21 protein-coding genes and 1 tRNA gene are annotated in these 23,287 nt (G+C 69.5%); 10 read left to right on the forward strand and 12 right to left on the reverse strand.

The features are described 5' to 3' along the window. Positions 1-16 precede the first annotated feature (16 nt). Entirely contained in the window at positions 17-3,106 is a 3,090-nt protein-coding gene (gene putA / locus ACWH43_RS02570) for a bifunctional proline dehydrogenase/L-glutamate gamma-semialdehyde dehydrogenase PutA (protein WP_158443874.1), read from the reverse strand. 126 nt (positions 3,107-3,232) lie between these two features. On the opposite strand from putA, the gene ACWH43_RS02575 reads away from it, so the two are divergent. From ACWH43_RS02575 to ACWH43_RS02585, 3 genes are all read left to right on the forward strand, one after another. Further along, the gene (locus tag ACWH43_RS02575; RefSeq protein ID WP_158443878.1) at positions 3,233-3,691 is read left to right on the forward strand and encodes an Lrp/AsnC ligand binding domain-containing protein; all 459 of its coding nucleotides are present in this window, start codon (positions 3,233-3,235) and stop codon (positions 3,689-3,691) included. A 130-nt stretch (positions 3,692-3,821) separates the two neighbouring features. Continuing rightward, positions 3,822-4,871, forward strand: coding sequence for an ABC transporter substrate-binding protein (locus ACWH43_RS02580; protein WP_158443875.1), 1,050 nt, complete (start codon positions 3,822-3,824; stop codon positions 4,869-4,871). 99 nt (positions 4,872-4,970) lie between these two features. Next, entirely contained in the window at positions 4,971-6,590 is a 1,620-nt protein-coding gene (locus ACWH43_RS02585) for an AMP-binding protein (protein WP_260349368.1), read from the forward strand. Positions 6,591-6,667: 77 nt separating this feature from the next. Here ACWH43_RS02585 and ACWH43_RS02590 read toward each other — a convergent pair whose 3' ends face one another. From ACWH43_RS02590 to ACWH43_RS02600, 3 genes are read right to left on the reverse strand one after another with little or no spacing between them, the layout of a single operon-like run. Then, positions 6,668-7,801: a CobW family GTP-binding protein gene (locus ACWH43_RS02590; RefSeq protein ID WP_158448366.1), complete on the reverse strand. Its 1,134-nt coding sequence runs from the start codon at positions 7,799-7,801 to the stop codon at positions 6,668-6,670. A 16-nt stretch (positions 7,802-7,817) separates the two neighbouring features. Continuing rightward, entirely contained in the window at positions 7,818-8,714 is an 897-nt protein-coding gene (locus ACWH43_RS02595) for a DMT family transporter (RefSeq protein WP_158447082.1), read from the reverse strand. Positions 8,715-8,733: 19 nt separating this feature from the next. After that, positions 8,734-10,257 carry a serine hydrolase gene (locus tag ACWH43_RS02600; RefSeq protein WP_260349367.1) on the reverse strand — a complete coding sequence of 508 codons (1,524 nt, stop codon included), beginning with the start codon at positions 10,255-10,257 and terminating at the stop codon, positions 8,734-8,736. Between the two features lie 227 nt (positions 10,258-10,484). On the opposite strand from ACWH43_RS02600, the gene ACWH43_RS02605 reads away from it, so the two are divergent. The 3 genes from ACWH43_RS02605 (at position 10,485) to ACWH43_RS02615 (ending at position 14,015) form a co-directional block, all read left to right on the forward strand. Next, positions 10,485-11,390, forward strand: coding sequence for an EamA family transporter (locus ACWH43_RS02605; protein ID WP_448153398.1), 906 nt, complete (start codon positions 10,485-10,487; stop codon positions 11,388-11,390). Positions 11,391-11,545: 155 nt separating this feature from the next. Next, positions 11,546-12,715, forward strand: coding sequence for an acetyl-CoA acetyltransferase (locus ACWH43_RS02610; RefSeq protein ID WP_158446990.1), 1,170 nt, complete (start codon positions 11,546-11,548; stop codon positions 12,713-12,715). Positions 12,716-12,806: 91 nt separating this feature from the next. After that, entirely contained in the window at positions 12,807-14,015 is a 1,209-nt protein-coding gene (locus ACWH43_RS02615; RefSeq protein ID WP_158446991.1) for an MFS transporter, read from the forward strand. A 37-nt stretch (positions 14,016-14,052) separates the two neighbouring features. Here ACWH43_RS02615 and ACWH43_RS02620 read toward each other — a convergent pair whose 3' ends face one another. Continuing rightward, positions 14,053-14,325, reverse strand: coding sequence for a BolA family protein (locus ACWH43_RS02620; protein WP_158446992.1), 273 nt, complete (start codon positions 14,323-14,325; stop codon positions 14,053-14,055). 94 nt (positions 14,326-14,419) lie between these two features. Between ACWH43_RS02620 and ACWH43_RS02625 the strand changes: the two genes are divergently transcribed. Beyond that, positions 14,420-15,037 (forward strand): J domain-containing protein, encoded by a 618-nt coding sequence (locus tag ACWH43_RS02625; RefSeq protein ID WP_158446993.1) that lies wholly within the window; start codon positions 14,420-14,422, stop codon positions 15,035-15,037. Positions 15,038-15,086: 49 nt separating this feature from the next. Beyond that, a complete protein-coding gene (locus tag ACWH43_RS02630; protein WP_158448364.1) occupies positions 15,087-15,941 on the forward strand; it encodes an urea carboxylase-associated family protein in 855 nt (284 codons plus the stop codon). Between the two features lie 37 nt (positions 15,942-15,978). On the opposite strand, the gene ACWH43_RS02635 is transcribed toward ACWH43_RS02630, so the two are convergent. From ACWH43_RS02635 to ACWH43_RS02650, 4 genes are all read right to left on the reverse strand, one after another. After that, positions 15,979-16,830 (reverse strand): cell wall hydrolase, encoded by an 852-nt coding sequence (locus ACWH43_RS02635; protein WP_158448367.1) that lies wholly within the window; start codon positions 16,828-16,830, stop codon positions 15,979-15,981. Positions 16,831-17,310: 480 nt separating this feature from the next. Continuing rightward, positions 17,311-17,778, reverse strand: a complete 468-nt coding sequence (locus tag ACWH43_RS02640) for a DUF1178 family protein (protein ID WP_158445846.1) — start codon at positions 17,776-17,778, stop codon at positions 17,311-17,313. An 85-nt stretch (positions 17,779-17,863) separates the two neighbouring features. Beyond that, positions 17,864-18,121: a glutaredoxin 3 gene (gene grxC / locus ACWH43_RS02645; protein ID WP_158445845.1), complete on the reverse strand. Its 258-nt coding sequence runs from the start codon at positions 18,119-18,121 to the stop codon at positions 17,864-17,866. Positions 18,122-18,168: 47 nt separating this feature from the next. Then, positions 18,169-18,921: a ComF family protein gene (locus ACWH43_RS02650; RefSeq protein ID WP_448153656.1), complete on the reverse strand. Its 753-nt coding sequence runs from the start codon at positions 18,919-18,921 to the stop codon at positions 18,169-18,171. 518 nt (positions 18,922-19,439) lie between these two features. On the opposite strand from ACWH43_RS02650, the gene ACWH43_RS02655 reads away from it, so the two are divergent. Together ACWH43_RS02655 and ACWH43_RS02660 are read left to right on the forward strand one after the other, a co-directional pair. Beyond that, positions 19,440-19,515, forward strand: a tRNA-Glu gene (locus ACWH43_RS02655). 78 nt (positions 19,516-19,593) lie between these two features. Then, positions 19,594-20,838, forward strand: a complete 1,245-nt coding sequence (locus ACWH43_RS02660; protein WP_260349470.1) for a DUF6538 domain-containing protein — start codon at positions 19,594-19,596, stop codon at positions 20,836-20,838. A gap of 510 nt (positions 20,839-21,348) precedes the next feature. Here the strand turns inward: ACWH43_RS02660 and ACWH43_RS02665 are convergent. From ACWH43_RS02665 to ACWH43_RS02675, 3 genes are all read right to left on the reverse strand, one after another. Continuing rightward, a complete protein-coding gene (locus tag ACWH43_RS02665; protein ID WP_260349473.1) occupies positions 21,349-21,534 on the reverse strand; it encodes a hypothetical protein in 186 nt (61 codons plus the stop codon). Positions 21,535-21,701: 167 nt separating this feature from the next. Continuing rightward, positions 21,702-21,944 (reverse strand): hypothetical protein, encoded by a 243-nt coding sequence (locus tag ACWH43_RS02670; RefSeq protein WP_158444466.1) that lies wholly within the window; start codon positions 21,942-21,944, stop codon positions 21,702-21,704. After that, entirely contained in the window at positions 21,911-23,116 is a 1,206-nt protein-coding gene (locus tag ACWH43_RS02675) for a hypothetical protein (protein WP_158444465.1), read from the reverse strand. Before ACWH43_RS02675 ends, ACWH43_RS02670 begins: the two co-directional genes overlap by 34 nt. Positions 23,117-23,287 lie beyond the last annotated feature (171 nt).

Consider the following 23,287-nt stretch of genomic DNA (forward strand, 5'->3'; position numbering starts at 1 on the left):
GCGAGGCCCTTCGTCCTTACTCGCCCATCGCGATCAGGCTGGCGTTGCCGCCAGCGGCGGCGGTGTTGACCGTCACCGTCTGCTCGGTGGCGAAGCGCGCCAGGTAGTGCGGGCCGCCGGCCTTCGGGCCGGTGCCCGAGAGCCCATGACCGCCGAAGGGCTGCACGCCGACCACGGCGCCGATGATGTTGCGGTTGACATAGACATTCCCGGTCGAGAGCCGTTCGACGACGCGCTCGACCGTGGCCTCGATGCGGGAATGCACGCCGAGCGTCAGCCCGTAGCCGGTGGCGTCGATCGCGTCGATCACCTTGTCGAGCTCGCCCGCCTTCCAGCGCACGACATGCAGGATCGGGCCGAAATGCTCCGCCGCGAGGTCCCCCACCTTGTCGAGCCGGACGATGTGCGGCGCGACATAGGTGCCGCCGAGATCGGGCGTCTGCCCGGCCCAGGCGACGCGGCCCTGCGCCTGCATCGCGGCGATATGGGCGTCGAGGCGCTGCCGGGCGGCTGCGTCGATCACCGGGCCGATATGGGTGTCGAGAAGGCGCGGATCGCCGAGCTTCAATTCCCTGGTGGCCCCCTCGATCATCTCGATCATCTTGTCGGCGACGTCGTCCTGCACCGCCAGCAGGCGCAGGGCCGAGCAGCGCTGCCCGGCCGAGCGGAAGGCCGACATCACGACGTCGTCGCTGACCTGCTCGGGCAGGGCGGTGGCGTCGACGATCATGGCGTTGAGACCGCCGGTCTCGGCGATCAGCGGCACGATCGGCCCGTCCTTGGCGGCGAGCGCGCGGTTGATGCCGCGGGCGGTCGCGGTCGAGCCGGTGAAGGCGACGCCGGCCACGTCGGGATGCGCGACCAGCGCGGCGCCGGGCTCGGTTCCGCCCGGCACCAGATGCAGGGCCGTGACCGGCACGCCGGCCTCGTGCAGGATCCGGATGGCCAGGGCGGCGATCAGCGGCGTCTGCGGCGCCGGCTTGGCGACGACGCTGTTGCCGGCGACGAGCGCGGCGACGACCTGCCCGGCGAAGATCGCGAGCGGGAAGTTCCAGGGCGCGATGCAGACGAAGGCGCCCCGGCCGCGCAGCACCAGCCGGTTCTCCTCGCCGGTCGGGCCGGGAAGGCTGAGCGGCGCGGCGAAATGCGCCTCGGCCTGCGCCGCGTAGTAGCGGCAGAAATCGACCGCCTCGCGCACCTCGGAGATGGCGTCGTCGATGGTCTTGCCGGCCTCGGCCTGCAGCAGCGCGATCAGCAGGCCGCGGCGCGCCTCCATGAGGTCGGCGGCCTTGCGCAGGGCGGCGGCCCGGATGCGGGCGGGCGTCTCGCTCCAGGCGCGGAAACCCTTCGCCGCGGCGGCCATGGCCCGCCCGGCCGTCGCCGCATCGGCCTCGATCACCGTGCCGAGCGGCTTGCCGTCGATGGGGGAACGGACCTCGCGGGCGCTGCCCGGCTGCGGCTTGCCGTCGATCAGCGGCGCAGCGTCGGGGAAGGCGCCGGCGGCCGCGATCTCGCGCAGCAGCGCGTCGAGGCTTTCCTCATGGCCGAGCTCGGTGCCGGCCGAGTTCTTGCGCGAGGGGCCGTAGAGGTCGGCCGGCAGCGGGATGCGGCGATGGCGCGCGGCGCTGGCCGAGCCGATGATGTCGGCGGGAGGCAGCAGAAGCTGCGAGACCGGCACCTCGGGGTCGCCCGAGGCGCTGACGAAGGAGGAATTGGCGCCGTTCTCGAGCAGCCGGCGCACCAGATAGGCGAGCAGGTCCTGATGGCCGCCGACCGGGGCATAGGTCCGGCAGGCATAGCCCTCGTTCTCGCGCAGCAGCTTCTCGTAGAGCGCCTCGCCCATGCCGTGCAGGCGCTGGAACTCGAACCCCTCGGCGTTGCCGGCCATCTCGGCCACGGTCGCGACGGTGAGCGCGTTGTGGGTCGCGAATTGCGGGATGATGCGGGGGCGCAGCTTCAGGAGCTGGGCGGCGCAGGCCTCGTAGTTGAGGTCGGTCATCGCCTTGCGGGTGAAGACCGGATAGTCGGGCAGGCCGCGCTCCTGGGCGCGCTTCAGCTCGGTGTCCCAATAGGCGCCCTTGACCAGCCGCACCATCATGCGGCGGTCATGCAGCTCCGCCAGCCGGCCGATATGCTCGATCACCGCCGAGGCCCGCTTCTGATAGGCCTGGATGGCGAGGCCGAAACCGTCCCAGCCGGCGAGCGAGGGGTCGGCGAAGACGGCGTCGATCACGTCGAGCGAGAGCTCGAGCCGGTCGGCCTCCTCGGCGTCGATGGTGAAGTTGAGGTCGTAGCCCTTGGCCTGGCGGGCGAGCGCGATCACCTTCGGCACCAGCTCGGCCATGACGCGCGCGTGGCTCGTCGCCTCGTAGCGCGGATGCAGCGCCGAGAGCTTGACCGAGATACCCGGGCGGTTGGGCAGCCGGTCGTTGCCGGCCGAGCGGCCGATCGCGTCGATCGCGCCGGTGTAGGAGGCGAAATAGCGCTCGGCGTCTCCTTGCGTCCGGGCGCCTTCGCCGAGCATGTCGAAGGAATAGCGGTAGAGCTTGCCGCTGCCGGTACGGGCGCGCTTCAGCGCCTCCTCGATGGTCTGGCCGAGGACGAAATGATTGCCCATGACCCGCATCGCCTGGCGCGTCGCGGTGCGCACGGTCGGCACGCCGAGGCGCTTGGCGAGGCTGCCGACGATGCCCGTCGGCGTCTCGCCCGGCTGGATCACCCGGGCGGTGATGCCGAGCGCCCAGGCCGAGGCCGAGACCAGGAAGGCGTCCGATTTCGATTCATGGTTGGCGAAGTCGCCCTGGCCGAGCTTGTCCTCGATCAGCCGGTCGGCGGTGACGGCGTCGGGCACGCGCAGCAGCGCCTCGGCCAGCACCATCAGCGCCAGGCCCTCCTTGGTCGAGAGCGAATATTCGCGCAGCAGTTCCTCGATGCCGCCCAGCCCCACCTTGCGGGTGCGGATCGCCTCGATCAGCCCGGTGGCGCGGGCGTCGATCCGGGCCTTGGCCGCCGGGTCGCGCCGGGCGCCGGTGAGCAGGCGCCCGGCGATGGCGCCGTCATCCTCGGCATAGGGCGCGCGGAAGGGCGGGAGGGCGGAGGGGGCCATGAAACGACTCCGGGCGGAACGGGCGGGAACATCTGAAGGATGAGGTCCATCTGACCGCATATCAATTGGCATTTAACGGTGATTGACCGTATCAATCTCTAAATAAATCCCAATCGGCAGAGATTGATCATGCTGGACCGTACCGACCGCCGCATCCTCTCGCTGCTTCAGGCCGACGGCCGGATCGCGGGGGTCGAGCTCGCCGAGAAGGTCGGGCTGTCCCCGACGGCCACGGGCGAGCGGCTGAAGCGGCTTTCGCGGGACGGCTACATCACCGGCTATCGCGCCACGCTCGACCCGGTGAGGCTCGGGCTCCATCTGCTCGTCTTCGTCGAGGTCTATCTCGACAAGACGACGCCGGACGCCTTCGAGCGCTTCGCCGCGGCGGTGAAACGCGCGCCGGAAGTGCTCGAATGTCACATGGTGGCAGGCGGCTTCGACTATCTGGTCAAGACGCGCGTCGCCGATATGAACGCCTATCGCCGCTTCCTCGGCGAGGTGCTGCTCGCCCTGCCGGCGGTGCGCGAGACCCGCACCTATGCGGTGATGGAGGAGGTCAAGACCGACGGGGCGCTCCCGCTCTGACGGCGCGGCAGAAAAATGCGATGATGTTGACGTGATTTCAACGTGTTGTGGTGTCATCTGTTTGGGTCGACACTAAAGGCGGGGAAGGCGGGGCTGAGGCCGGCGCCGGTCGGGAGTTTCCGAGGTTCAGATGAGGGTCCTTTCGCGTCGCGCGCCCCTGTCGTTTTCGCGCCGCAGCTTCATGCTGGGAGGGGCTCTGGCGGTTTCCGCGGCCGCGACGCGCCCGGCGGCGGCCGCGATGCCGATCCGCTTCCTGCTGGACTGGCGCATCGAGGGGCCGACGGCGCCGCTGCTCGCCGCCCAGGAGAGGGGCTATTTCCGCGATGAGGGGCTGGATGTCGTCTTCGATGTCGTGGGCGGGCCGCGCCAGGCCGTCGTCCAGTTGGCCTCGGGCGATTTCGACGCGGCCCTCGCCGACGTCAATGCGCTGATCCGGTTCCGGGACGCCAATCCGGGGCAGGACGCGCAGGCGGTGATGATGCTCCACGACCGGCCCGCCTTCGCGGTGATCGGCCGCCGCAGCCGCGGGATCACGCCCGAGCCGGCCGGGCTCGAGGGCCGCAAGCTCGGCGCGCCGGCCGCCGACGCCGCCTTCGCGCAATGGCCGGTCTTCAGCAGGATCAACCAGATCGATACCGGCAAGGTGAAGCTGGAGAATATCGGCTTTCCGGTGCGGGAGCCTATGCTGGCCTCGGGCGAGGTCGACGCCTTCTTCGGCTTCGGTCCGTCCTCGCTCCCGAGCCTGAAGGCGCGCGGCGTGCCGGCGGACGACATCGTGGTGATGACCATGGCCGAGCACGGCCTCCTGCTCTACGGCAACGCCGTGATCGCCTCGGCCAGGCTCGCGGCGCAGGAGCCGGGCGCGGTGCGCGGGCTGCTGCGGGCGATCCTGCGCGGCATCCGCGACGTCGCCGCCAATCCCGGTTTCGGCACGCAGCTCGTGGCGCAGCGCGCCGAGAACGTCCAGCCGGAGGTCGAGCGCGAGCGCTTGGCGCTGACGCTGGAGCAGAACATGCTGACGCCCTATGTCCGGCAGCATGGCCTCGGCGGTGTCGATCCGGCGCGCTGGGCGCAGGCGCTCGACCAGATCGCCCTGGCGCAGCCCTTCAAGGACCGGGGCCGCGCCGCGGACAGCTTCAGCGACGCCTATCTGCCGGCGCGGGCGGACAGGCTGTTCTGAGGGGGGTGCGCCCGGCGCAGGCCGGCCTTTCCCTTCCGGTGATGACAGGAGGAGGCCGGCTGCCTATCGTGCGGCGCCTTTTCACCGGATTCCGGTTCGTTGCATCTGCCTGACCTGCCAGACTATGCCCGCCTCCGCGATGCCTTCCGGTGGCGGCTGCCCGAACGCTACAACATCGCCGTCGATGTCTGCGACCGCTGGGCCGCGATCGACCCGGAGCGGCCGGCGATCATCGAGGTGTCGCCGGGCTGGCAGGTCTCGCCGGTCAGCTTCGGCTGGCTGAGGGAGCATTCCAACCGGCTCGCCAACGCCTTGCGGGCGCGGGGCCTCCAGCGCGGCGACCGGCTCGCCATCCTGCTGCCGCAGGGCCGGGCGGTGCTCACCGCCCATCTCGCCGCCTACAAGCTCGGCGCGGTCGCGGTGCCGCTGGCGGCGCTGTTCGGCGTCGACGCGCTGGCCTACCGGCTGGCGGATTCGGGCGCCAGGGCCGTGGTGACCGACGCGGCCGGCCTCGCCAAGCTGCGCCAGATCGCGCAGGATCTGCCGGATCTCGTTCTGCGGATCTCCACCGACGGGCCGGAGGACGGCGCGGAAGGCTGGGACGATCTCCTCGCCGGGGCCGGCCCGGATTTCACGCCGGTCGATACCGCGCCCGACGATCCGGCGCTGATGATCTATACCTCCGGCACCACCGGCAATCCGAAGGGGGCGCTGCACGGCCACCGCGTGCTGCCCGGCCATCTGCCGGGCGTGCAGATGCCGCATGAATTCATGCCGCAGCCGGGCGACCGCGCCTGGACGCCGGCCGACTGGGCCTGGGCCGGCGGCCTGCTCAACATGCTGCTGCCGGCGCTGCATTTCGGCGTGGCGGTGGTGGCGCGGCCGGCGACCCGCTTCGTGCCGGACGAGGCCTACAGGCTGATGCAGGACCTCTCGATCCGCAACGCCTTCGTGCCGCCGACGGCGCTCAGGATGCTGCGCGGCGCCGGCAGCCCGCAAGGGCGGTTCCGGCTGAACATCCGGACCGTGGCGGCCGCCGGCGAGACGCTCGGCGCCGAGACGCTGGAATGGGGGCGCGAGGCGCTCGGCCTCACCATCAACGAGGCCTATGGCCAGACCGAGTGCAACCTGGTGCTGGCGTCGAGCGCGGCGCTCGGCGTCGTCCGGCCGGGCACGATCGGCAAGGCGGTGCCGGGCCACGATGTCGCGATCATCCGGCCCGACGGCTCGGTCTGCGCGTGCGGTGAGCAGGGTCAGATCGCGGTGCGCCGCCCCGACCCGGTGATGTTTCTCGGCTACTGGAACAATCCCGCCGCCACCGCGGCGAAGTTCGTCGGCGACTGGATGACCACCGGCGACGAGGGCGTGCAGGACGAGGACGGCTATGTCCGCTTCGTCGGCCGCGACGACGACGTCATCACCTCCTCCGGCTACCGTATCGGGCCGGGCGAGATCGAGGACTGCCTGCTCGGGCACCCGGCGGTGGCGCTGGCGGCGGCGGTCGGCAAGCCCGACAGGCTGCGCACCGAGATCGTCAAGGCCTTCGTCGTGCTGAAGCCCGGCCATGCCGGCTCGCCGGCGCTGGCCTCGGAGCTGCAGAGCTATGTCCGCGCGCGCCTCTCGGCGCATGAATATCCACGTGAGATCGCCTTCTGCGCGGAGCTGCCGATGACCACCACCGGCAAGGTCGTCCGCCGGCTGCTGCGCGCGCAGGCCTAGAGCCTCGGCCCGGAAAGCGGCGCGCCGTTTTCGGACAAAGCCGATGCAAGATCAAAGATCCAGGCCGGCTCGCGGGCTCAGGCCCGGGCGTGGCGCTTCTCGCCTGCGCCTTCGCCATCCTGCTGGCCGAGGAAGGCCGCCCAGAGGCGCTGCACCGTCTCCTCGGCGACGTCCTTGACGATCAGCACGAGGCGCGAGCGCCGATCGTCGCTCGGCCAGGCCTCGAGCCGGATCGGCGGATGCAGGATCTGCTGCACGGCATGGACCAGGAGCGGCCGCTCCGGCTGGTCGGCGAGCCGGACCAGCCCCTTGAGCCGCAGCAGGCGCGGGCCGTGGATCGAGCGCAGCAGCGTCCAGAACAGGTCGAAGGTCTGCTGCCCCACCGGCTGCTCGGCCGTTAGGACGAAGGCGCGGATCGAGGCGTCGTGGCGGTTGACGTCGTGCGGATCCTGGTCGTGACGATGCCCGTGGTCGTGCCCGTGGCCGTGATGATGGCCATGGTGATGGTCGTGGCCATGATGATGACGGTCGGGAAGGGCGTCCTCGGCCAGCCAGTGCCGCAAGGCCTCCGGCCGCTTGGCCAGATCGTAGAGGCCGGCGCCGAGCAGGGCCGCGGCGGGCGCGTCGGCCGGGAGCAGGGCGATGCCGGGATTCAGGGTCTGCAGGCGCGCGCGCAGTGCGGCGACCTCGACCGGCGCCGCGATGTCGGTCTTGGTCAGGACGAGCCGGTCGGCGGCGACGACCTGCCGGCGCGCCTCCTCATGGGCATCCAGCGTCGCCATGCCGTTGACCGCGTCGACCAGGGTGACGACGCCGTCGAGCCGGAAGCGCAGGGCGAGATAGGGGTGGTTGATCAGGACGTTGAGGATCGGCGCCGGATCGGCGAGGCCGGTGGTCTCGATGACGAGGCGGGAGAAGGCGCCGATGCGGCCATTGTCGCGCCGGCGCAGCAGGTCTTCGAGCGTGACGATGAGGTCGTCGCGGATGGTGCAGCAGAGGCAGCCGGATTCGAGGAGGATCATGTTCTCCTCGACGCCCTCGACCATCAGATGGTCGAGCCCGACCTCGCCGAACTCGTTGACCAGAACCACCGTGTCGGCGAGCGCAGGGTCCTTCAGCAGGCGGTTGAGCAGCGTCGTCTTGCCGGCGCCGAGAAAGCCGGTGAGCAGGGTCAGCGGAACGGGGGCGGGGCGGGCGGGATCGCCGGTCATCGCGTTTCACCAGGCTTCAGGCCGGCACGGGACGCCGCCTCGTTTGTTCTAGTATTACATTAGCGACCAGCGCCGCGATGACAAGGGCGCCGCCGGCATATTGCAGCGCGCCCAGCCGCTCGCCGAGGAGGACGGCCGCGATCGCGACGGCGACGATCGGCTCGGCGCAGAAGGCGAGGCCGGCCGGGCCGGGCGCGATCCGCGCCAGCGCCAGGATCTGCAGAACGAAGCCGACCAGGTAGCCGCCATAGGTGACGGCGACCGCGATCGGCGCCAGCAGGAAGGCCTGGGGCGGCAGGAAGCCGCCGGTCAGCGCCACGATGGCGAGCGCCACCGGCAGGATCACGACATGCGACCAGAACAGCTTCGGCATGGTCGCGATCGGGGCGCAGGCGGCTGCGGCGAAGAACTGGGCCGTCGCGGCGAGGCTGGCAAGGGCGGCGAGGCATAGCCCGCGCGGGTCGAGCCCGTGCAGGTCCGGCCCCACCACCAGCGCGATCCCGAGGAAGGCGACGAGCGCGACGGCGAGCCTGTCGGCGCGGAACGGGGCGGGCGTCAGCAGCGGCTCCGCCAGGACGATGAGGACGGGATAGGTGTAGAAGATCACCGCCGCGACCGAGACCGGCACGAAGGAGACCGAGGAGAGATAGGCCGTGCCGACCAGGGCCGTGGCGAGGCCGAAGAGCGCGACCGGCCGGCGCTCGCTCCTCAACAGGCCGAGAGGCGCCGCCGCGGCCAGCGCCGCCGCGCCGACGAGCACGAGCATGATCAAGACGCGGTAGAACACCAGCAGGGCGCCGCCGAGGCCGGCCGCGCCGGCGATCTGCGCGCTGACGATGTTGGTGCCGAGGGCCGCGGCCGAGGCGAAGGCGAGAAGCAGGCCCTGGCCTTCCTTCGATGCTCCCCCGCTCAATCCGGCCCCCCGACCGTCTTCAGGCGTCGCCGCCGAGCCTGGCCTTGGCTTTCGCCGCCGGCCGGGGCTTCACGCCCGCCTCGGCGGGCTTCGGCCGCGCCGGCGGCATCTTGATCGCCTTCGCCGGCTGGGCCTTCGCGGCGGGCCTTTGCGGCCTGATCCCGGCGGCCGAGCCGGGGCGGAGGCTCGCCGCCGTCGCCTTGCTGCCGGCCTGGACCGCGCCCTGCAGGCGCAGCGGCCCGGATTCGAAGGCGTCACTCGATGGCTGAACCGGCGCATTGGCCGGGGCGAAGGCATTGGTTCCGCGCGGAATCGCCCCATTCGCAGAAGCCGTGCGCGGCACCGCGCCGCCGCCGAGCCCGGCGGCGACGGGCGCTCCCGGCTCGATCGCCGGAGGGGTTCCGCGGGCGACCCGGGAGGCGGGCTGCGCCGTGACGTTGGCGGCGAGCGGGGCGGTGGCCGAGCCGGCGGTGCGGCCGAAGGCGACCGGGACGGGGACCGTCTGGGCGCGCGGGCCGAGCACGACCCGGCCGCGTGGCGAGCGCGTGGCGACGGGGCCGGCCGACTGGGTCGCGAAGGTGGCGAAGCGGCCGCCGTCGGAGTCGTTGGCGCTGGCGGCGAGATTGCCGGAGATCGGGCCGTTGGAATCGGCGTCGTCGGCCAGCGCCACGCCGCCGCCGCGATGGCGGACGTCGTCGCAGATATTCGGGGCGCGGGTGCCGCTCGCCGGCAGCGAGGCCAGGTTGGTGCCCATGCCGCCCCAGCGGCTGAAGCCTTCGTCGAGAAGCTGCGCCGCCTTGACCGTGCGTTCCGTGCCCGAGAGCGAGCCGAGAACGACGGCGATCAGCGTGCGCCCGCCGCGGGTGGCCGTCGCCACGACGTTGAAGCCGGAGGCGCAGGTGAAGCCGGTCTTCATGCCGCCGATGCCGGAATAGCGACCGACGAGGCCGTTGGTGTTGTGGATGACCTGCTTGCCGAGTTGCACGGCCGAGGTGTTCCAGTAATCGGAATATTCCGGGAAGTCGTGCATCAGCGCCATGGCGAGCACGGCGAGGTCGCGGGCCGAGACCTGCTGGTCGGGATTGTCCCAGCCATTCGGGTTCATGAAGCGGGTGTCGCGCATGCCGAGCCGCTGGGCTTCGGCATTCATCATGCCGACGAAGCTCGGCACGTCGCCGCCGACGCCCTCGGCCACGACATAGGCGATGTCGTTGGCCGACTTGACCATCATGATGCGCAGCGCGTTGTCGAGCGTGATCTCCTGGCCGGGCTTGATATAGACCTTCACGCGCGGCTGGCTGGCGGCGAGCTTCGAGGCGGGGATGGCGGTCTCGAGGCCGATGCGGCCCTCGCGCACCGCCTTCAGCGCCAGGTAGATCGTCATCATCTTGGCGGTGGAGGCCGGCCGCCAGGCCTGGGTGGCGTTCTCGGCGGACAGCACCTCGCCGCTGGAGGCGTCGACGACGAGGCTCGCTCCCGCGAAAGCCGGCGCCGTGAAGGCGAGGCCGAGGGCGAGGGTGGCGGCGAGGCGGGATGCGATCATCGGCGGGTCTTGAACCTGTCTGGTCTTGAACGGAGCTTGGCAGGGCGGCGGCGCTGGGTTCAACGCGACGCATGCGGCATTTTCGAGACGACGGGCGCAAATCCCGCCCAAGAACTCATAGCTGCAATGGATACCTGCATGCATACCTACCCCCAGCGCAGCGATTTGCCTAGCCGCCCGTGTCGGTCCAGAAGCGGTGACGCATTCCTCTTTCGGGGCTCACCGGCGTGGCTATCGGCTTTCTCTGGATACCGGCGACGATCCTCGCCTCGCTGCTGCAGACGGCGCGCAACCTGGCGCAGCGCTCGCTGACCAACGTCATCGGCGTCGTCGGGGCGACGCAGGTGCGCTTCCTGTTCGGGCTGCCCTTCGCGATCCTCTTCCTCGCCGCCGCCTGCCTCGGCCTGCAGCGGCTGCCGCCGGCGATCGGCCCGGCCTCGCTCGGCTACACGGCTTGGGGCGCGCTGGCGCAGATCGCCGCGACGGCGCTGATGCTGGCGACGATGCGCGAGCGCTCCTTCGCCGTCACCACCGCCTATACCAAGACCGAGCCGGTGCAGGTGGCGCTGTTCGGCGCGGCGCTGCTCGGCGACGCGCTGACGCCATGGAAATTCGTCGCGATCGCGATCGCCACCGCCGGCGTCATCGTCGTCTCCTGGAAGCCGGGGGAGAAGCTGACCCGCGCCGGCCTGCGCCCGGCGGTGCTCGGCATCGTCTCGGGCGCCTTCTTCGCCCTGTCCGCAATCGGTTTCCGCGGTGGCATCCAGGCGCTGCCGGAAGGCGGCTTCCTGATCCGCGCCTCGACCATCCTGGTGCTCGGCCTCGGGCTCCAGACGGTGCTGCTGGTGGCGTACATGCTCATCGCCGACCGGCCGGCGCTGGTCCTCAGCCTGAAGAGCTGGCGCCGCTCGCTCTCGGCCGGCTTCCTCGGGGCGGCGGCCTCGCAGTTCTGGTTCATCGGCTTCTCACTCACCAGCGCCGCCAATGTCCGCACGCTCGGCCTGATCGAGGTGCCGCTGGCGCAGATCGCCTCGCGCAAGCTGTTCGCCGAGGGCACCAGCCGGCGCGAGCTCTTCGGCATGGCGATGATCGTCGGCGGCGTCGGCCTGCTGCTCTCGATCTCGCTGGCGTGAGCGGGCGCGTTGCGGGCCGGCCTGCGGACGGTTAGTGCTGGGAAGAGGAGACCGTCAGCCGATCCGCGCACGCCGAGCATGCACGGATACCGGCTTGCGGGATCGCGCAGCGCTGCCAAGATGACGTGTAGCTGCACAGTAAGGGAGAATTCGCCATGAGCGCTGCCATCGTCGGCTGGGCCCACACGCCGTTCGGCAAGCAGGACGCCGAAACCGTCGAGAGCCTCATCGTCCGCGTCGCGACCGACGCGCTGGTCGATGCCGGGATCACCGCCGACCAGGTCGACGAGATCGTGCTCGGCCACTACAATGCCGGCTTCTCGGCGCAGGACTTCACCGCCTCGCTGGTGCTGCAGGCGGACCCGGCGCTGCGCTTCAAGCCGACAACCCGCGTCGAGAACGCCTGCGCCACCGGCTCGGCCGCGGTGCATCAGGGCGTCAAGGCGATCAAGGCCGGCGGCGCAAAGATCGTGCTCGTGGTCGGCGTCGAGCAGATGACCAAGACGCCGGGGCCGGAGATCGGCAAATATCTGCTGAAGGCTTCCTATCTGCCGGAGGACGGCGAGACCCAGGGCGGCTTCGCCGGCGTCTTCGGCAAGATCGCGGCGGCCTATTTCCAGCGCCATGGCGACCAGTCCGACGCGCTCGCGATGATCGCGGCGAAGAACCACAAGAACGGCGTCGAGAACCCCTATGCCCAGATGCGCAAGGATCTCGGCTACGCCTTCTGCCGCGAGGAGAGCGAGAAGAACCCCTATGTCGCCGGACCGCTGAAGCGCACCGACTGCTCGCTGGTCTCCGACGGCGCCGCCGCCATCGTGCTGGCCGACGAGGCGACGGCGCTGGAGATGCGCCGCGCCGTCGGTTTCCGCGGCATGGCCCATGTCCAGGACTTCCTGCCGATGTCGAAGCGCGACATCCTGAAGTTCGAGGGCGGCGCGCTGGCCTGGCAGAAGGCGCTGGCGGAGGCCGGCGTGACGCTCGACGACCTCTCCTTCGTCGAGACGCATGACTGCTTCACCATCGCCGAGCTGATCGAATACGAGGCGATGGGGCTGACCAAGGAAGGCGAGGGCGCCCGCGCCATCAAGGAGGGCTGGACGCAGAAGGACGGCAAGCTGCCGGTCAACGTCTCGGGCGGCCTCAAGGCCAAGGGCCATCCGATCGGCGCCACCGGCGTCTCGATGCATGTGCTCTCCGCCATGCAGCTCACCGGCGAGGCGCCGGAGGGCATGCAGCTCGCGGAGCCGCGGCTCGGCGGCATCTTCAACATGGGCGGGGCGGCGGTCGCGAACTACGTCTCCGTGCTCGAACGCATCAAGTGAGGCGCGTCTCCCCGGCCGGCGGCGCGCGGGAAGCGCGCCTGCCGAGCGGGACTTCGCCGGAAGGCCGGCCGCCAGGCGGGGGCGCCCGGCCGTGACGAGCTTCGCCATCCTCCTGCTCGCCTATACGCTGAGCCAGTTCTTCCGGGCTTTCCTCGCCGTGATCTCGGGCGATCTCACGCGGGATCTCGGGCTCGATCAGGGGCAGCTCGGCAGCCTCCAGGCCGCCTGGCTGGTCGCCTTCGCTCTCTCGCAATTCCCGGTCGGCTACGCGCTCGACCGGATCGGGCCGCGGCGGACGCTGGCCGGCTTCCTGCTCGTGGCCGTCACGGGGACGGTCGTCTTCGGCCTGTCGCGCAACTATGCCGCCGCGCTGGCGGCCCTGGCGCTGATCGGGGTCGGCTGCGCGCCGATCCTGATGGCGGGCTTCTATCTCGCCGCGCGGCTCTATTCGCCCCGGCATTTCGCGACGATGTCGTCCTTCCTGATCGGATTCGGCTCGATCGGCGATCCGCTGAGCGGCGCGCCGCTGGCCTATTTCCTCGCCGCCTATGGCTGGCGCGCTACCGTCTTCGGGCTCGCCGGGATCGTGGCGCTGACCGCCCTGCTGGTGGTGCTGCTGCTGAAGGACCCGCCGCCGCTGCCCGGAGCGCCGCAGCGGCCGACCTCCCTGCTGGGTGGGATCTGGCAGATGGTGACGAAGCGGCCGCTCTGGTTGATCTTCCCCTTCACCTTCGTGAGCTACGGCGTCGCGATCTCGATGCGCGGCCTGTGGATCGCCCCCTATCTCCAGACGGTGCACGGCTTCGGCCTCGCCGCGACGAGCTATGCCGCGATGGCCATGGGCAGCGCCATGGCGCTGGGTGCGCTGCTGGTGCTGCCGCTGCATGGGCGGCTCGGCGCGAAGCCGACCGTCGTCGCCTTCGCGGTGGCGGTCGCCGCGGCCTTCTTCGCGCTGGCCCTGTGGGGAGCGGCATCGTCCCGCCTCGCCATCGGCCTGTTCCTGGTCATCGGCCTGTTCGGCGTCACCTATGCGGTCGTGATGGCGCATGCGCGCGCCTTCATGTCGCCGCGCGAGATCGGCCGGGGCGTGACCTTCATGAATTTCGTCTTCATGGGCGGGGCGGGGGTGATGCAATGGCTGTCGGGGCGCTTGGTGAACGCCCTCGACCGGCAGGGATTCGACGCGCCGGCGACCTATGGCTGGCTGTTCGTCTTCATGGGCCTGGCGCTCGCCGCGACGCTGGCCGTCTACGCCGCCTCCTCGCCGGAGCCGAAGCCCGCCGCCGCCCCGGCACCATAGTTCCTGCGATCGCGCCGGCCTGCCGCCGGAACGGCGCTCAGCCCTCCTCCGGCGCCCTGGCGGCGATGGCGAGCGCATGGACCCGCTCCGCCAGCTCGTCCGCCAGCGCCGCGTTGACCAGGCGGTGGCGCTCGAGGCGAGTCTTGCCTCGGAAGGCCTCCGACACGATATTGACCCGGAAGTGAGTCTCCCCGCCCTCGCGCCAGCCGCCATGGCCGTGATGCTGGTGCGATTCGTCGATCACCTGCAGCCTCTGTGGCGCGAAGGCCGCATTCAGCTTCAGCGTGATCCTGTCAGCCATCGTGGTCATGATCGTGCCACCGTTGCGATGATCCCTGCGGCCGGCCTGTGCATGTTGCGTTGCACTTGCCGGCCCGTCTTCCGCGTCTCATAACCATTCGACGATGAACATCAACTCGCGCCTTTTCGACCGCATCAGGATCGGCTCTTCCGATGCGGAAGCGGTCGTCGACAGCGACGCGCCCCGCTGCGACCGTCCCGGCTGCATGCGGGCCGGCGAATTCCGCGCGCCCAAGGGGCGTGGCCGGGAGGGGCAGTTCTTCCGCTTCTGCATGGACCATGTGAAGGAATACAACGCCTCCTACAATTACTTCGCCGGCATGGACGACGATGCGCTCGCCGCCTACCAGAAGCAGGAGGAGATCGGCCACCGCCCGACCTGGAAGCTCGGCGTCAACGCCTCCGCGGCGCGGATGGCGCAGCGCGGGCGCGTCGCCAATGGCGAGGCGGGACCGGATATCAGCGACGCCTTCAACCTGTTCGGCGCCCGCCGGGCGCAGCAGGCGGCGAAGGCCGAGCCGCGCGTCGGCGTGCTGGCGATGAAGGCGCTCGAGACGCTCGGCCTCGACGACAGCGCCGATTCCGCCGCGATCAAGGCGCGCTACAAGGAGCTGGTGAAGCGCTTCCATCCGGATGCCAATGGCGGGGACCGCTCGCGCGAAGGCACGCTCCAGGAGATCCTGAAGGCCTATCAGCAGCTCAAGAGCGTGGGTATGGTCTGAGCGGCCGGGCCGCTCTCGCCCGGCATCGATCGGGGGCGGAGGCGGGTCCATGTCGGAGAAGGTGCAGGCGCCGCCGGACGCGGCCGAGCGGCGGACGAGGCCGCCCGTCGTGGTCTATCCGAACGGCACCTTGCCGCCGCCCGACATGGCCATGCTGGCCGCGGCGCGGGAGAGGCTGACGAAGATCGGCGAGATCGTCGTGCCACCGCGCGAAGGCGGCAGCTTCCGCGTGCAGCGGGGGCATTTCTTCCGGATCGTCAGCATCGAGGGGCCGCAGGTCGGCGACCTCAACCTCTGGAACGCAGACGACCTCTCGGAGCGCTTCTTCAGCGGCAAGACGCGGGCGCTGCACGCGACGCATGTCACGACCGGCGACAGGCTGTGGAGCACGCTGCCTCATCTGCGGCCGATGGCGACGATCACCCATGACACGCTCGGCTGGTATGGCTGGGACCGGGACGGCGCCGGCATCCACGACGTCATCGGCACGCGCTGCGACCCCTATACGCACCGGCTGCTCGGCGGCGGCGACTACCATCATTGCTGCCACTCCAACCTGTCGCGGGCGCTGGGAGCGGCCGTCGGCAAGCCGGCGCGCGAAGTCGAGAGCCATGTCCATGACGTGCTCAACGTCTTCATGTGCACGGGCTTCACCCGCGACACGCATCAGTACTTCATGAAGGCGAGCCCGGTCAGGCCCGGCGACTTCATCGAGTTCTTCGCCGAGATCGACCTGCTCGGGGCGCTCTCGGCCTGTCCCGGCGGCGATTGCGGCGCGACGCATTCGAGCGACGCGGCGGCGTGCCATCCGCTGAAGGTCGAGATCTTCGCGACGGAAGCGGGGCTGCTGGCGGGCTGGGCTCCGCAGCAGCGGAATCCCTATGGCCGGGGGCATGGCGCCTGAGGCGGCGCCTCCGCCGCCCCGCCCGGCGCCGGGACGCCTATTGCGCGGAGATGGTGCCCCGCATCGGCGATGCGGGCGGCAGCAGCGCCGCCAGGCGCTGGTCGGCCAGGCGCTGATCGGCCTTGGACGGGGCGAGGAAGGCGCGTGCCGCGCCCTTGGGAGTGTCGAGATCGAGCGGCCGGCCCGGGGGCAGCGGCGCGTTCCGGACGAGCCTGACCGCGGCGGAATCGAATTGCGGCGCGGCGGGAGCCGCCGCCTCGGGCGCGAAGGCGAGCGGGGCCGAGGCGAAGGCGGAGGGGGCGACGGAGGCCGCGGAAGAGGCCGTCGCCAGGGGTGCCGGGGCGGCGGGCTCCGCGGCCGAGGCGAGCTGGTAGCGCGGCTCCTCCTCGATGCGGCGGCGCTGCGGGCGCTCCCCCTTCACGTAGAAGGCGTTGCCGCCGGCCACCGTCACATAGTGCATGTTGGTGTAGGAGAAGCGCAGCCCGGCGGTGTGGAAATGCTTGGCGTTGCCGACGGCCTCGTTGCGGCGGCCGTTGAGGATGTCCTCGGCGATCGCCTCGATCTTCGGCAGGACCTTTTCGGTCATCGGGCGGGTCAGCACGCCGGAGGCGAACTGGCGGGGCGCGCCGACCACGCCGCAGATCGTCTCGGGATATTTCGCCGATTCGACCCGGTTCATCACCACCGTTCCGACGCCGAGCAGACCGGCCTCGCTCGAGCGGTTCGATTCGAAATACATCGCCCGGACGAGGCAGTCCTTCTCGCGGGGATCCGCCTTGGCGAGGGCGACGGCACGCTTGCGCGCCTGGACCGGGTCCTTGCTGGCGGGAGCGGGCGCCGCGCTGGTCGCGGCCGTCTCGACCGGCGAGAGGCTGCAGGCGCCGAGCATCGGCGCCGCCAGCGCAATCAGGAGCGGGACCGCCTTGCCGCCATGCCGGCGGATGCCGCCGGAACGAGGACCATGTGCAGCGATCGCGGTCCGCTTCATGCGGCAACCTCCTGAGTTCGGGATCGTGGGCAGCCGGTCAGGCGCACCGGGATCTCCGGCAAGGAACCGCGAATTCCTTAACAGAAAGTTAATCCGGGACGGAAGAGGGCAGGCGCAAAAGACCGGTTCCGGAGCGCCGCGGCGGTGCCTTTTCCCTGCATAAGGAGTTGAATTAATTCAATAAATTTAAAGCGCGCGTTTCGCTGATTCCCGCCCGGAACGGGCGCCCCGGCAATATCCTCCGTCGCCGGAAGGAGGGCGCGCGGGAGGCCTGACGCAGCGGCATGGCGGGCTTGCGATTCAGCCGCGGGCGCGTTCCGGACCCGTCGCCTCATCCGCCGCTTCACGCTCGGCGGGGACGCCGGCGCAGGCCCCCGGGCGTCAGTTCCGCGAATCCGGCAGACCCGGCAGCGGCAGGAAATCGACGCCTTCCTCATGCAGCATGCGGGCGTCCTCCGGAGTCGCCTGGCCGTAGATGGCCCGCTCCCGCGTCTCGCCATGATGGATCTTCAGCGCCTCCTCGGCGAAGCGCTCGCCGACATGCTCGGCATTCTCCCGGACATGCCGGTGCAGCGCCGCGACCATCTCGCGCAGCGCCTTCTCCTTCTCGCCCATCAGGGCGAGGGGGGCCGGCGCCGCCGGGGAAGGCTCTTCCGCGCGAACCGGCGCCTTCGGGCCGAGATCGGTGCGGGCGACGTTCGGCGCCATGATGGCGCGCTCGACCTTGCCGCTGCCGCAGACGGGGCAGGAGACGAGCCCGCGCCGGGCCTGCTCCTCGAACCCCGCGGAGGTCGGGAACCAGCTTTCGAATTCATGCGCGTTGTCGCAGATCAGGGCGTAACGGATCATGTCGCTTCTGTCGGGCGGCGGGCTGCCGCCTGCCGCAAATGGGGCTTTCGGAGGCGGCCGGCAAGGCGGCCCGCGATGGCGCGCCTCAGGCCGCCAGCAGCTTGTCCAGCTCGCCGCGCGCCTCGAGCGCATGGAGGTCGTCGGAGCCGCCGACATGCGTCTCGCCGATGAAGATCTGCGGCACGGAGGTGCGCCCGCCGGCGCGGGCCGTCATCGCCTGGCGCAGCCCCGGCCCGGTCTCGACGTCGATCTCCTCGAAGGCGACGCCCTTCTTCGACAGCAGGGCCTTGGCGGCCTTGCAATAAGGGCACCAGGAGGTGGTGTAGATCGTGACCGGCGGCATCGGGACAGGCTCTCTTCGGCGTTGCGTCTCCTCCATGTAGTGCGTCGTCACGCATCCGTCACGACCCGGGCGAAGGTGAGCACATCGACCTGGCGCGCGCCCGCCCTGAGCAGGATGCGCGCCGCGGCATTGACCGTCGCTCCGGTGGTCAGCACGTCGTCGACCAGCAGGACGCGCCGGCCCTCCACCAAGCGGCGGGCGCCTTCGGGAACCCGGAAGGCGCCCTGCAGATTGTCGGCGCGCTGGCTGCGGCTGAGCCCGACCTGCCGGCGCGTGCGCCGGATGCGGGCGAGTAGCGCGGGTTCGTAGGGCAGCGCCGCGAGCCGGGCGACGGTCCCGGCCAGCAGGGCGGCCTGGTTGAAGCGCCGCCGCCAGAGCCGCGTCCGGTGCAGCGGCACCGGGGTCACGATGTCGGCCTCGGCGATCAGTTCGTGGCCGGCCTGCGCCATCATCCGCCCGAGCGTGAGGGCGAGCTCGGCCCGGTCGCCGTATTTCAGCCGGTGGACCAGTTCGCGCGCCACGCCCTCGAAGCGGCAAACGGCGCGGGCCCGGGCGAAGACCGGCGGATCGGCGATCGCCGCCGGCGAGAGCAGCCCGGTGCCGAGATCGACAGCGAAGGGCGTGCCGAGGCGCTCGCAATAGGGGCGCTCGATGAAGCCGATCTCGCCCCAGCAATGGGCGCAGAGGGCCTGTGCCTCGCCGGTGGCGGCGCGGCAGGCGATGCAGACCGGAGGGTAGACCAGCGCAACCAGGCCGCGCAGCGCCGCTGCGAGCGCGCGGCGGGGCGGCTCCAGAGCCAAGGCCCGGAAGCCGGCTCCGGCCCTGGGAGCGCTGGCCGGACGGCGTTCCGCGCCGGCGCCGACGGCTTCGGAAGGCGGTTCGTCGTCGCTGAACACGGCCGGCATCCGTCCCGCCATTGCACGACGCTCCTTCGCACGGCCGCGGCTGGGAAGGCCCTGTGCCATCGCCTCAGGCCCGCCAGCATCAGGTCTCTCGCGGCAAAGGGCAACTGCCGCGGCCGTGGCCGGAACGCGGCAGCGGGCCGGGATGCGGTATCGGCTTTGCTGCCGGAGAGGCGCCTTCGGCCGCAAACGGGCCAATGGGCGGAAGGCGGGCCGGCGCGAGTGCGGTGGTTCGACGACCACCGGGGAAGGGCTGCGAAACGTGGGTGCCCGAGCCATCTTGGGCAGGGATTTCCGGCCCGTTTGACGTGCTTTCGTGGATTCGGGACGCGGTGGGCAATCTTTTGTGGCGGAGCGCTAAAAAGCAGTTGCGGCGGCGAGGCACTCCGACTACATAGGCGCCCTCGGCCAGCGCTGCTCCCTTCGTCTAGCGGTCTAGGACGTCGCCCTCTCACGGCGAAAACAGGGGTTCGAGTCCCCTAGGGAGCGCCATAACTTAGCCCGTATAGGCACTTCCGTTGCCTACAGGGCTTGCCTACAAAGGCCCCAGCTAGGTAGCTTGCGGGCATCATGAAGGCGAAGGCTGCTTCCAAATCCGACACCCGCTATCTCCAGCGCATCGGCTCGCGCTGGTATGCCCGTATCCCCGTTCCGAACAAGCTCCGGGGAGAGATGGGGCCTTACTATCGCAAGGCGCTCGACACCTCCGACATCGCTGTAGCGCGTGAACGACGCTGGGATGTGCTGACGGTAGCCAAGGCAAAATTCGCTAAGGCGCTCAACAAGGGGAAGCCTACGGGGGGACTGAGCGAGGCCGAGATGTCCTATGCCGCCTTCCGCGCCAAGCTCCGTGAGGAGGTCGGCCCCGCGCTCGTCGTCAACGCATTCGACGGCGAGGAGATGCGGAACCCCGATCTAGACGCCCTTGTCGAGAGGCTAGAGGAGTCGGGCGTCGAGAGCCCCGAGGTCTGGCGGGCGGTCGGGGATCACGTCAAAGAGCGCGACCCCGTATCGGAAATCCTCAAGGATTACCTAGCGGCAAACCCCAAGCGGAACGCCACCACCGCGAAGAACTACGAGACGACGGTGAAGCTGTGGCAGGCAGCACATGGCGACACGCCCATTAACGGCGTCACCCGTAAGCAGGCCATCGAATGGCTTGAAGGGATCGCGGAGGGGAAAGCGAAAGACACCGTGAAGCGTTACAGAACGGTGATGGCGCACCTGTGGTCATGGGCGCACCGGAAAGAGGAAGATCCACCCCGTAATCCCTTCGATGACCTGATTAAGGCGGTGAGCACGAAGGGCAGGGAGGCGACCAGTCACGGGCACTACAGCGACGCCGAGCTGAAGCGGGCCTATGCCGCCGTTGCGGGTGATGACGAGTTGCGGCCTGTCTTCCTGATCTCGATCTATACCGGCTTCCGTCTGGACGAGTGCCTCCGGGCCGAGCGGGAGACGCTCCACGGTGTCGAGTGTTTCGTGCTCAAGAGCGGGAAGACCGATAACGCCGCCCGCGTGGTCCCCGTCCATCCCAAGCTCAAGGATGTCGTCGCCCCGAAGGGGGTGAAGGCAAGTGCCCTCTCGGTCCGCTACGGTCGCCTTATGCGGGACATCGAAATGCCCAAGGGCAAGACCTTCCATTCCCTTCGCAAGGCGTTCACGACGGCCCTAGAGCGAGCCAACTGCCCGGAGGACATCGCTGCCCGGCTGGTCGGCCACGCCCCGCTCGGGATCACCTACAAAATCTACTCGCAGGGCCGGAGGGCGTCCGAGCTGAAGGAATGGGTGGAGAAGGTGAAGCATCCGGTTTGAGCCGGTCTCTCATGTTTTGAGTGTGAGAGACGTTGAGGGACTCGCTCAGGCCCCTTCACGGGCTGGCCTATGTCACCCTAGCGGCAACTGCCCATCGGCCGCCTGCGGCCTCCCTAGACTCGGCAAGGCGCCTTTAACCCCCGCCTATCGCCGCGAGGAGTTGCGCCGAGGTGATGCCTGCCTGCTCGGCAATCTCGGCAAAGCGCTGACGTGCCGCCGCCTTCGATCCGGGCGTCTCGGTCGGGGAGCTTGTCAGCTTCCATATCTTCGCCGCCCGCGCCTTCATCAGGGGCGTTAGGCCCTGCTGGGGTTTAACAGGGCGGGCACTAACAGGGGACTTAACAGGCTGGGGCCTAACAGGGGACTTAACACCCCGTTCGGCCGCCCGTTTCCGGCGCATGTAGTCGCGCATGTAGTCGCGCATCCGCTCCTTACGGACGGCGGGGTCTTTGTATGGCATGGGATTTTCCAGAGGGTTCTAACGTAAAAATGCCCCGCCGAGGGGGAACCTCAACGGGGCACGGGAAGGTGGTGACCGGCTATTTCCGCGAAGTGCTTGAGCCTGCTGCCATGAACCCTCCAGTCGACAGCGAGGACCGTGCCGAACTTGTCGACGAATGGACTGACACGCTCGCCCGCGTGAGCGACCGTCACGACGAAGAGGGCAACGAGCGCGTTCAGCGTACCGCCGATCATATCTTGTCCAAAGCTGGCTGGAGAGGGCGCGCACTGCTTCCGATGACGGTCCAGCACCGATTTCGATACCCCATAGTCGGCTGCAACAGATCGAAGAGGCCGCCCCGTCGCCAAGGCAGCCTCGATAGCGTTCCGCTGTGGGTGGCGGCAGGCTGCGCAGGACATGATTAGGGCCGCCGGTTGTCGACAGCGAGGTAAAAGGTGGCCTCGTGCTCGTGGAGGTCCAGCCCTTCCGGCTGCTCGATGGGGGCATGCAGCACGGCCCACCCGGCCAGCCTCCAGCGATGGACAGCCTTGCGGCAAAGCTCCTCGACCTTCGAGCGGGTTCCGGCGAAGACGGTGCGCACGATCAGGTCCGTTGTTCCGGGCTGCTCGATCAGGTGCTGTGCAACCGAGGTGGCACCAGCCATTCGCAGTTCCGCCCCGAACACGGCGAACTTCTGGAACGCGCTAGCATCCCGTTTCTGTCTATCGGTAGCCATGGTCTAAGTTCCCTTGAAGAGCGCGCCGCCGGGCGCTGTTCGTTCTGAGCCCACTCGGCGATGAGGCCTTTGAAGGTCGAGCGGACCTCGCGGGCGATGTTCTTCGCCTGATTTTGATCCTGCTCCGCTCCCCCGGTGCCGCTGCTCTGCACGGTGATGTTGATGTCGCCGACGTTCATGGTCCCGCCGCCACCGCTGTCACCGATACCAGCCGCGCTCACACCGAACTTGCCGTTGGGCAGGCGCACGGTCGGGAGGATCGCTTCGTCCTTCTGAGCGATGATGGCTGCTTCCTTGGCGCCGAGGCCGGCATTCGCCGCGTCACTCGCCCGGCGCGCCAGACCGCCCTTATGGAAGCGCAGGGCTCCGTCGAACGCGCTCATGTGCATCGCGCGGCTGATGCCGCTGCTCCGTCCGGCAAGCCCGCCCTTGTGGTTGAACCCCACGCGAGCCATTCCGACTGCGCTGTCAGCGACGCCGGAGCCTCCGAAACCGAAGAATCCACTGATGGCGTTGCCGATGGAGCCGAAGATGCCACCGCCTCCAGAGCCGGACGCGCTGATGTTGGCAGCCGCCGTCTGGAGGGCCGCGCCGACCTGCGCACCGCCGGCCGTGACGGTGGTGGCCGTGGTGGTCAGGCCCGTGCCGACAGCGACGCCGCCCGTGGTCGTGGTCGCGGCAGCCGTCGTCATCGACGTGCCGATCTGCGCGCCGGACGTCTGAACCGCGTTGCTCGCCTGCTGCATGTTGCTGTTGAGCTGCGTGCCGTTGGTGCCGAGGTTCGTCGCGGTATTGGCGAGGTTCGTATCGAGCTGCGTCAGGTTGGGCGCGACGCCGGAGGCCGACGACGAGATGTCGCCGAACTGCTTGTTCAGGCTGTCGATGGTGCTCTGGTCGAGCGTGTATTTCGACATGTCGGAGGTGTAGTTGAGCGGCGACGACTGGAAGGCGGACGACGCCTGCCCGGCCCGAGCGCCAAGCGGCTCATCTTTTCTCGTTGGCTTCCCGTCAAGGGATCCAGCTACGCGCCGAAAGCTAAGCAGTTGGCGAGCCGGACGATGCTCGATGGCAGGATCGCACGCAACAATCTCCTCGGCCATATTCAGGGCCGTCGTTCCTTACGCCGATTCATGGCGTGAATCGTATGTTATCATGTAATGTTATAATATTAATGTACTTTGACGATGATATTGTATGTCTAAATGTGTAATCACTCCTATGATTGGCAAGAAAAATTATTTTATTTTATCGTATATTATCTTTCTTATCGC

This window comes from Allobosea minatitlanensis, assembly GCF_964020775.1.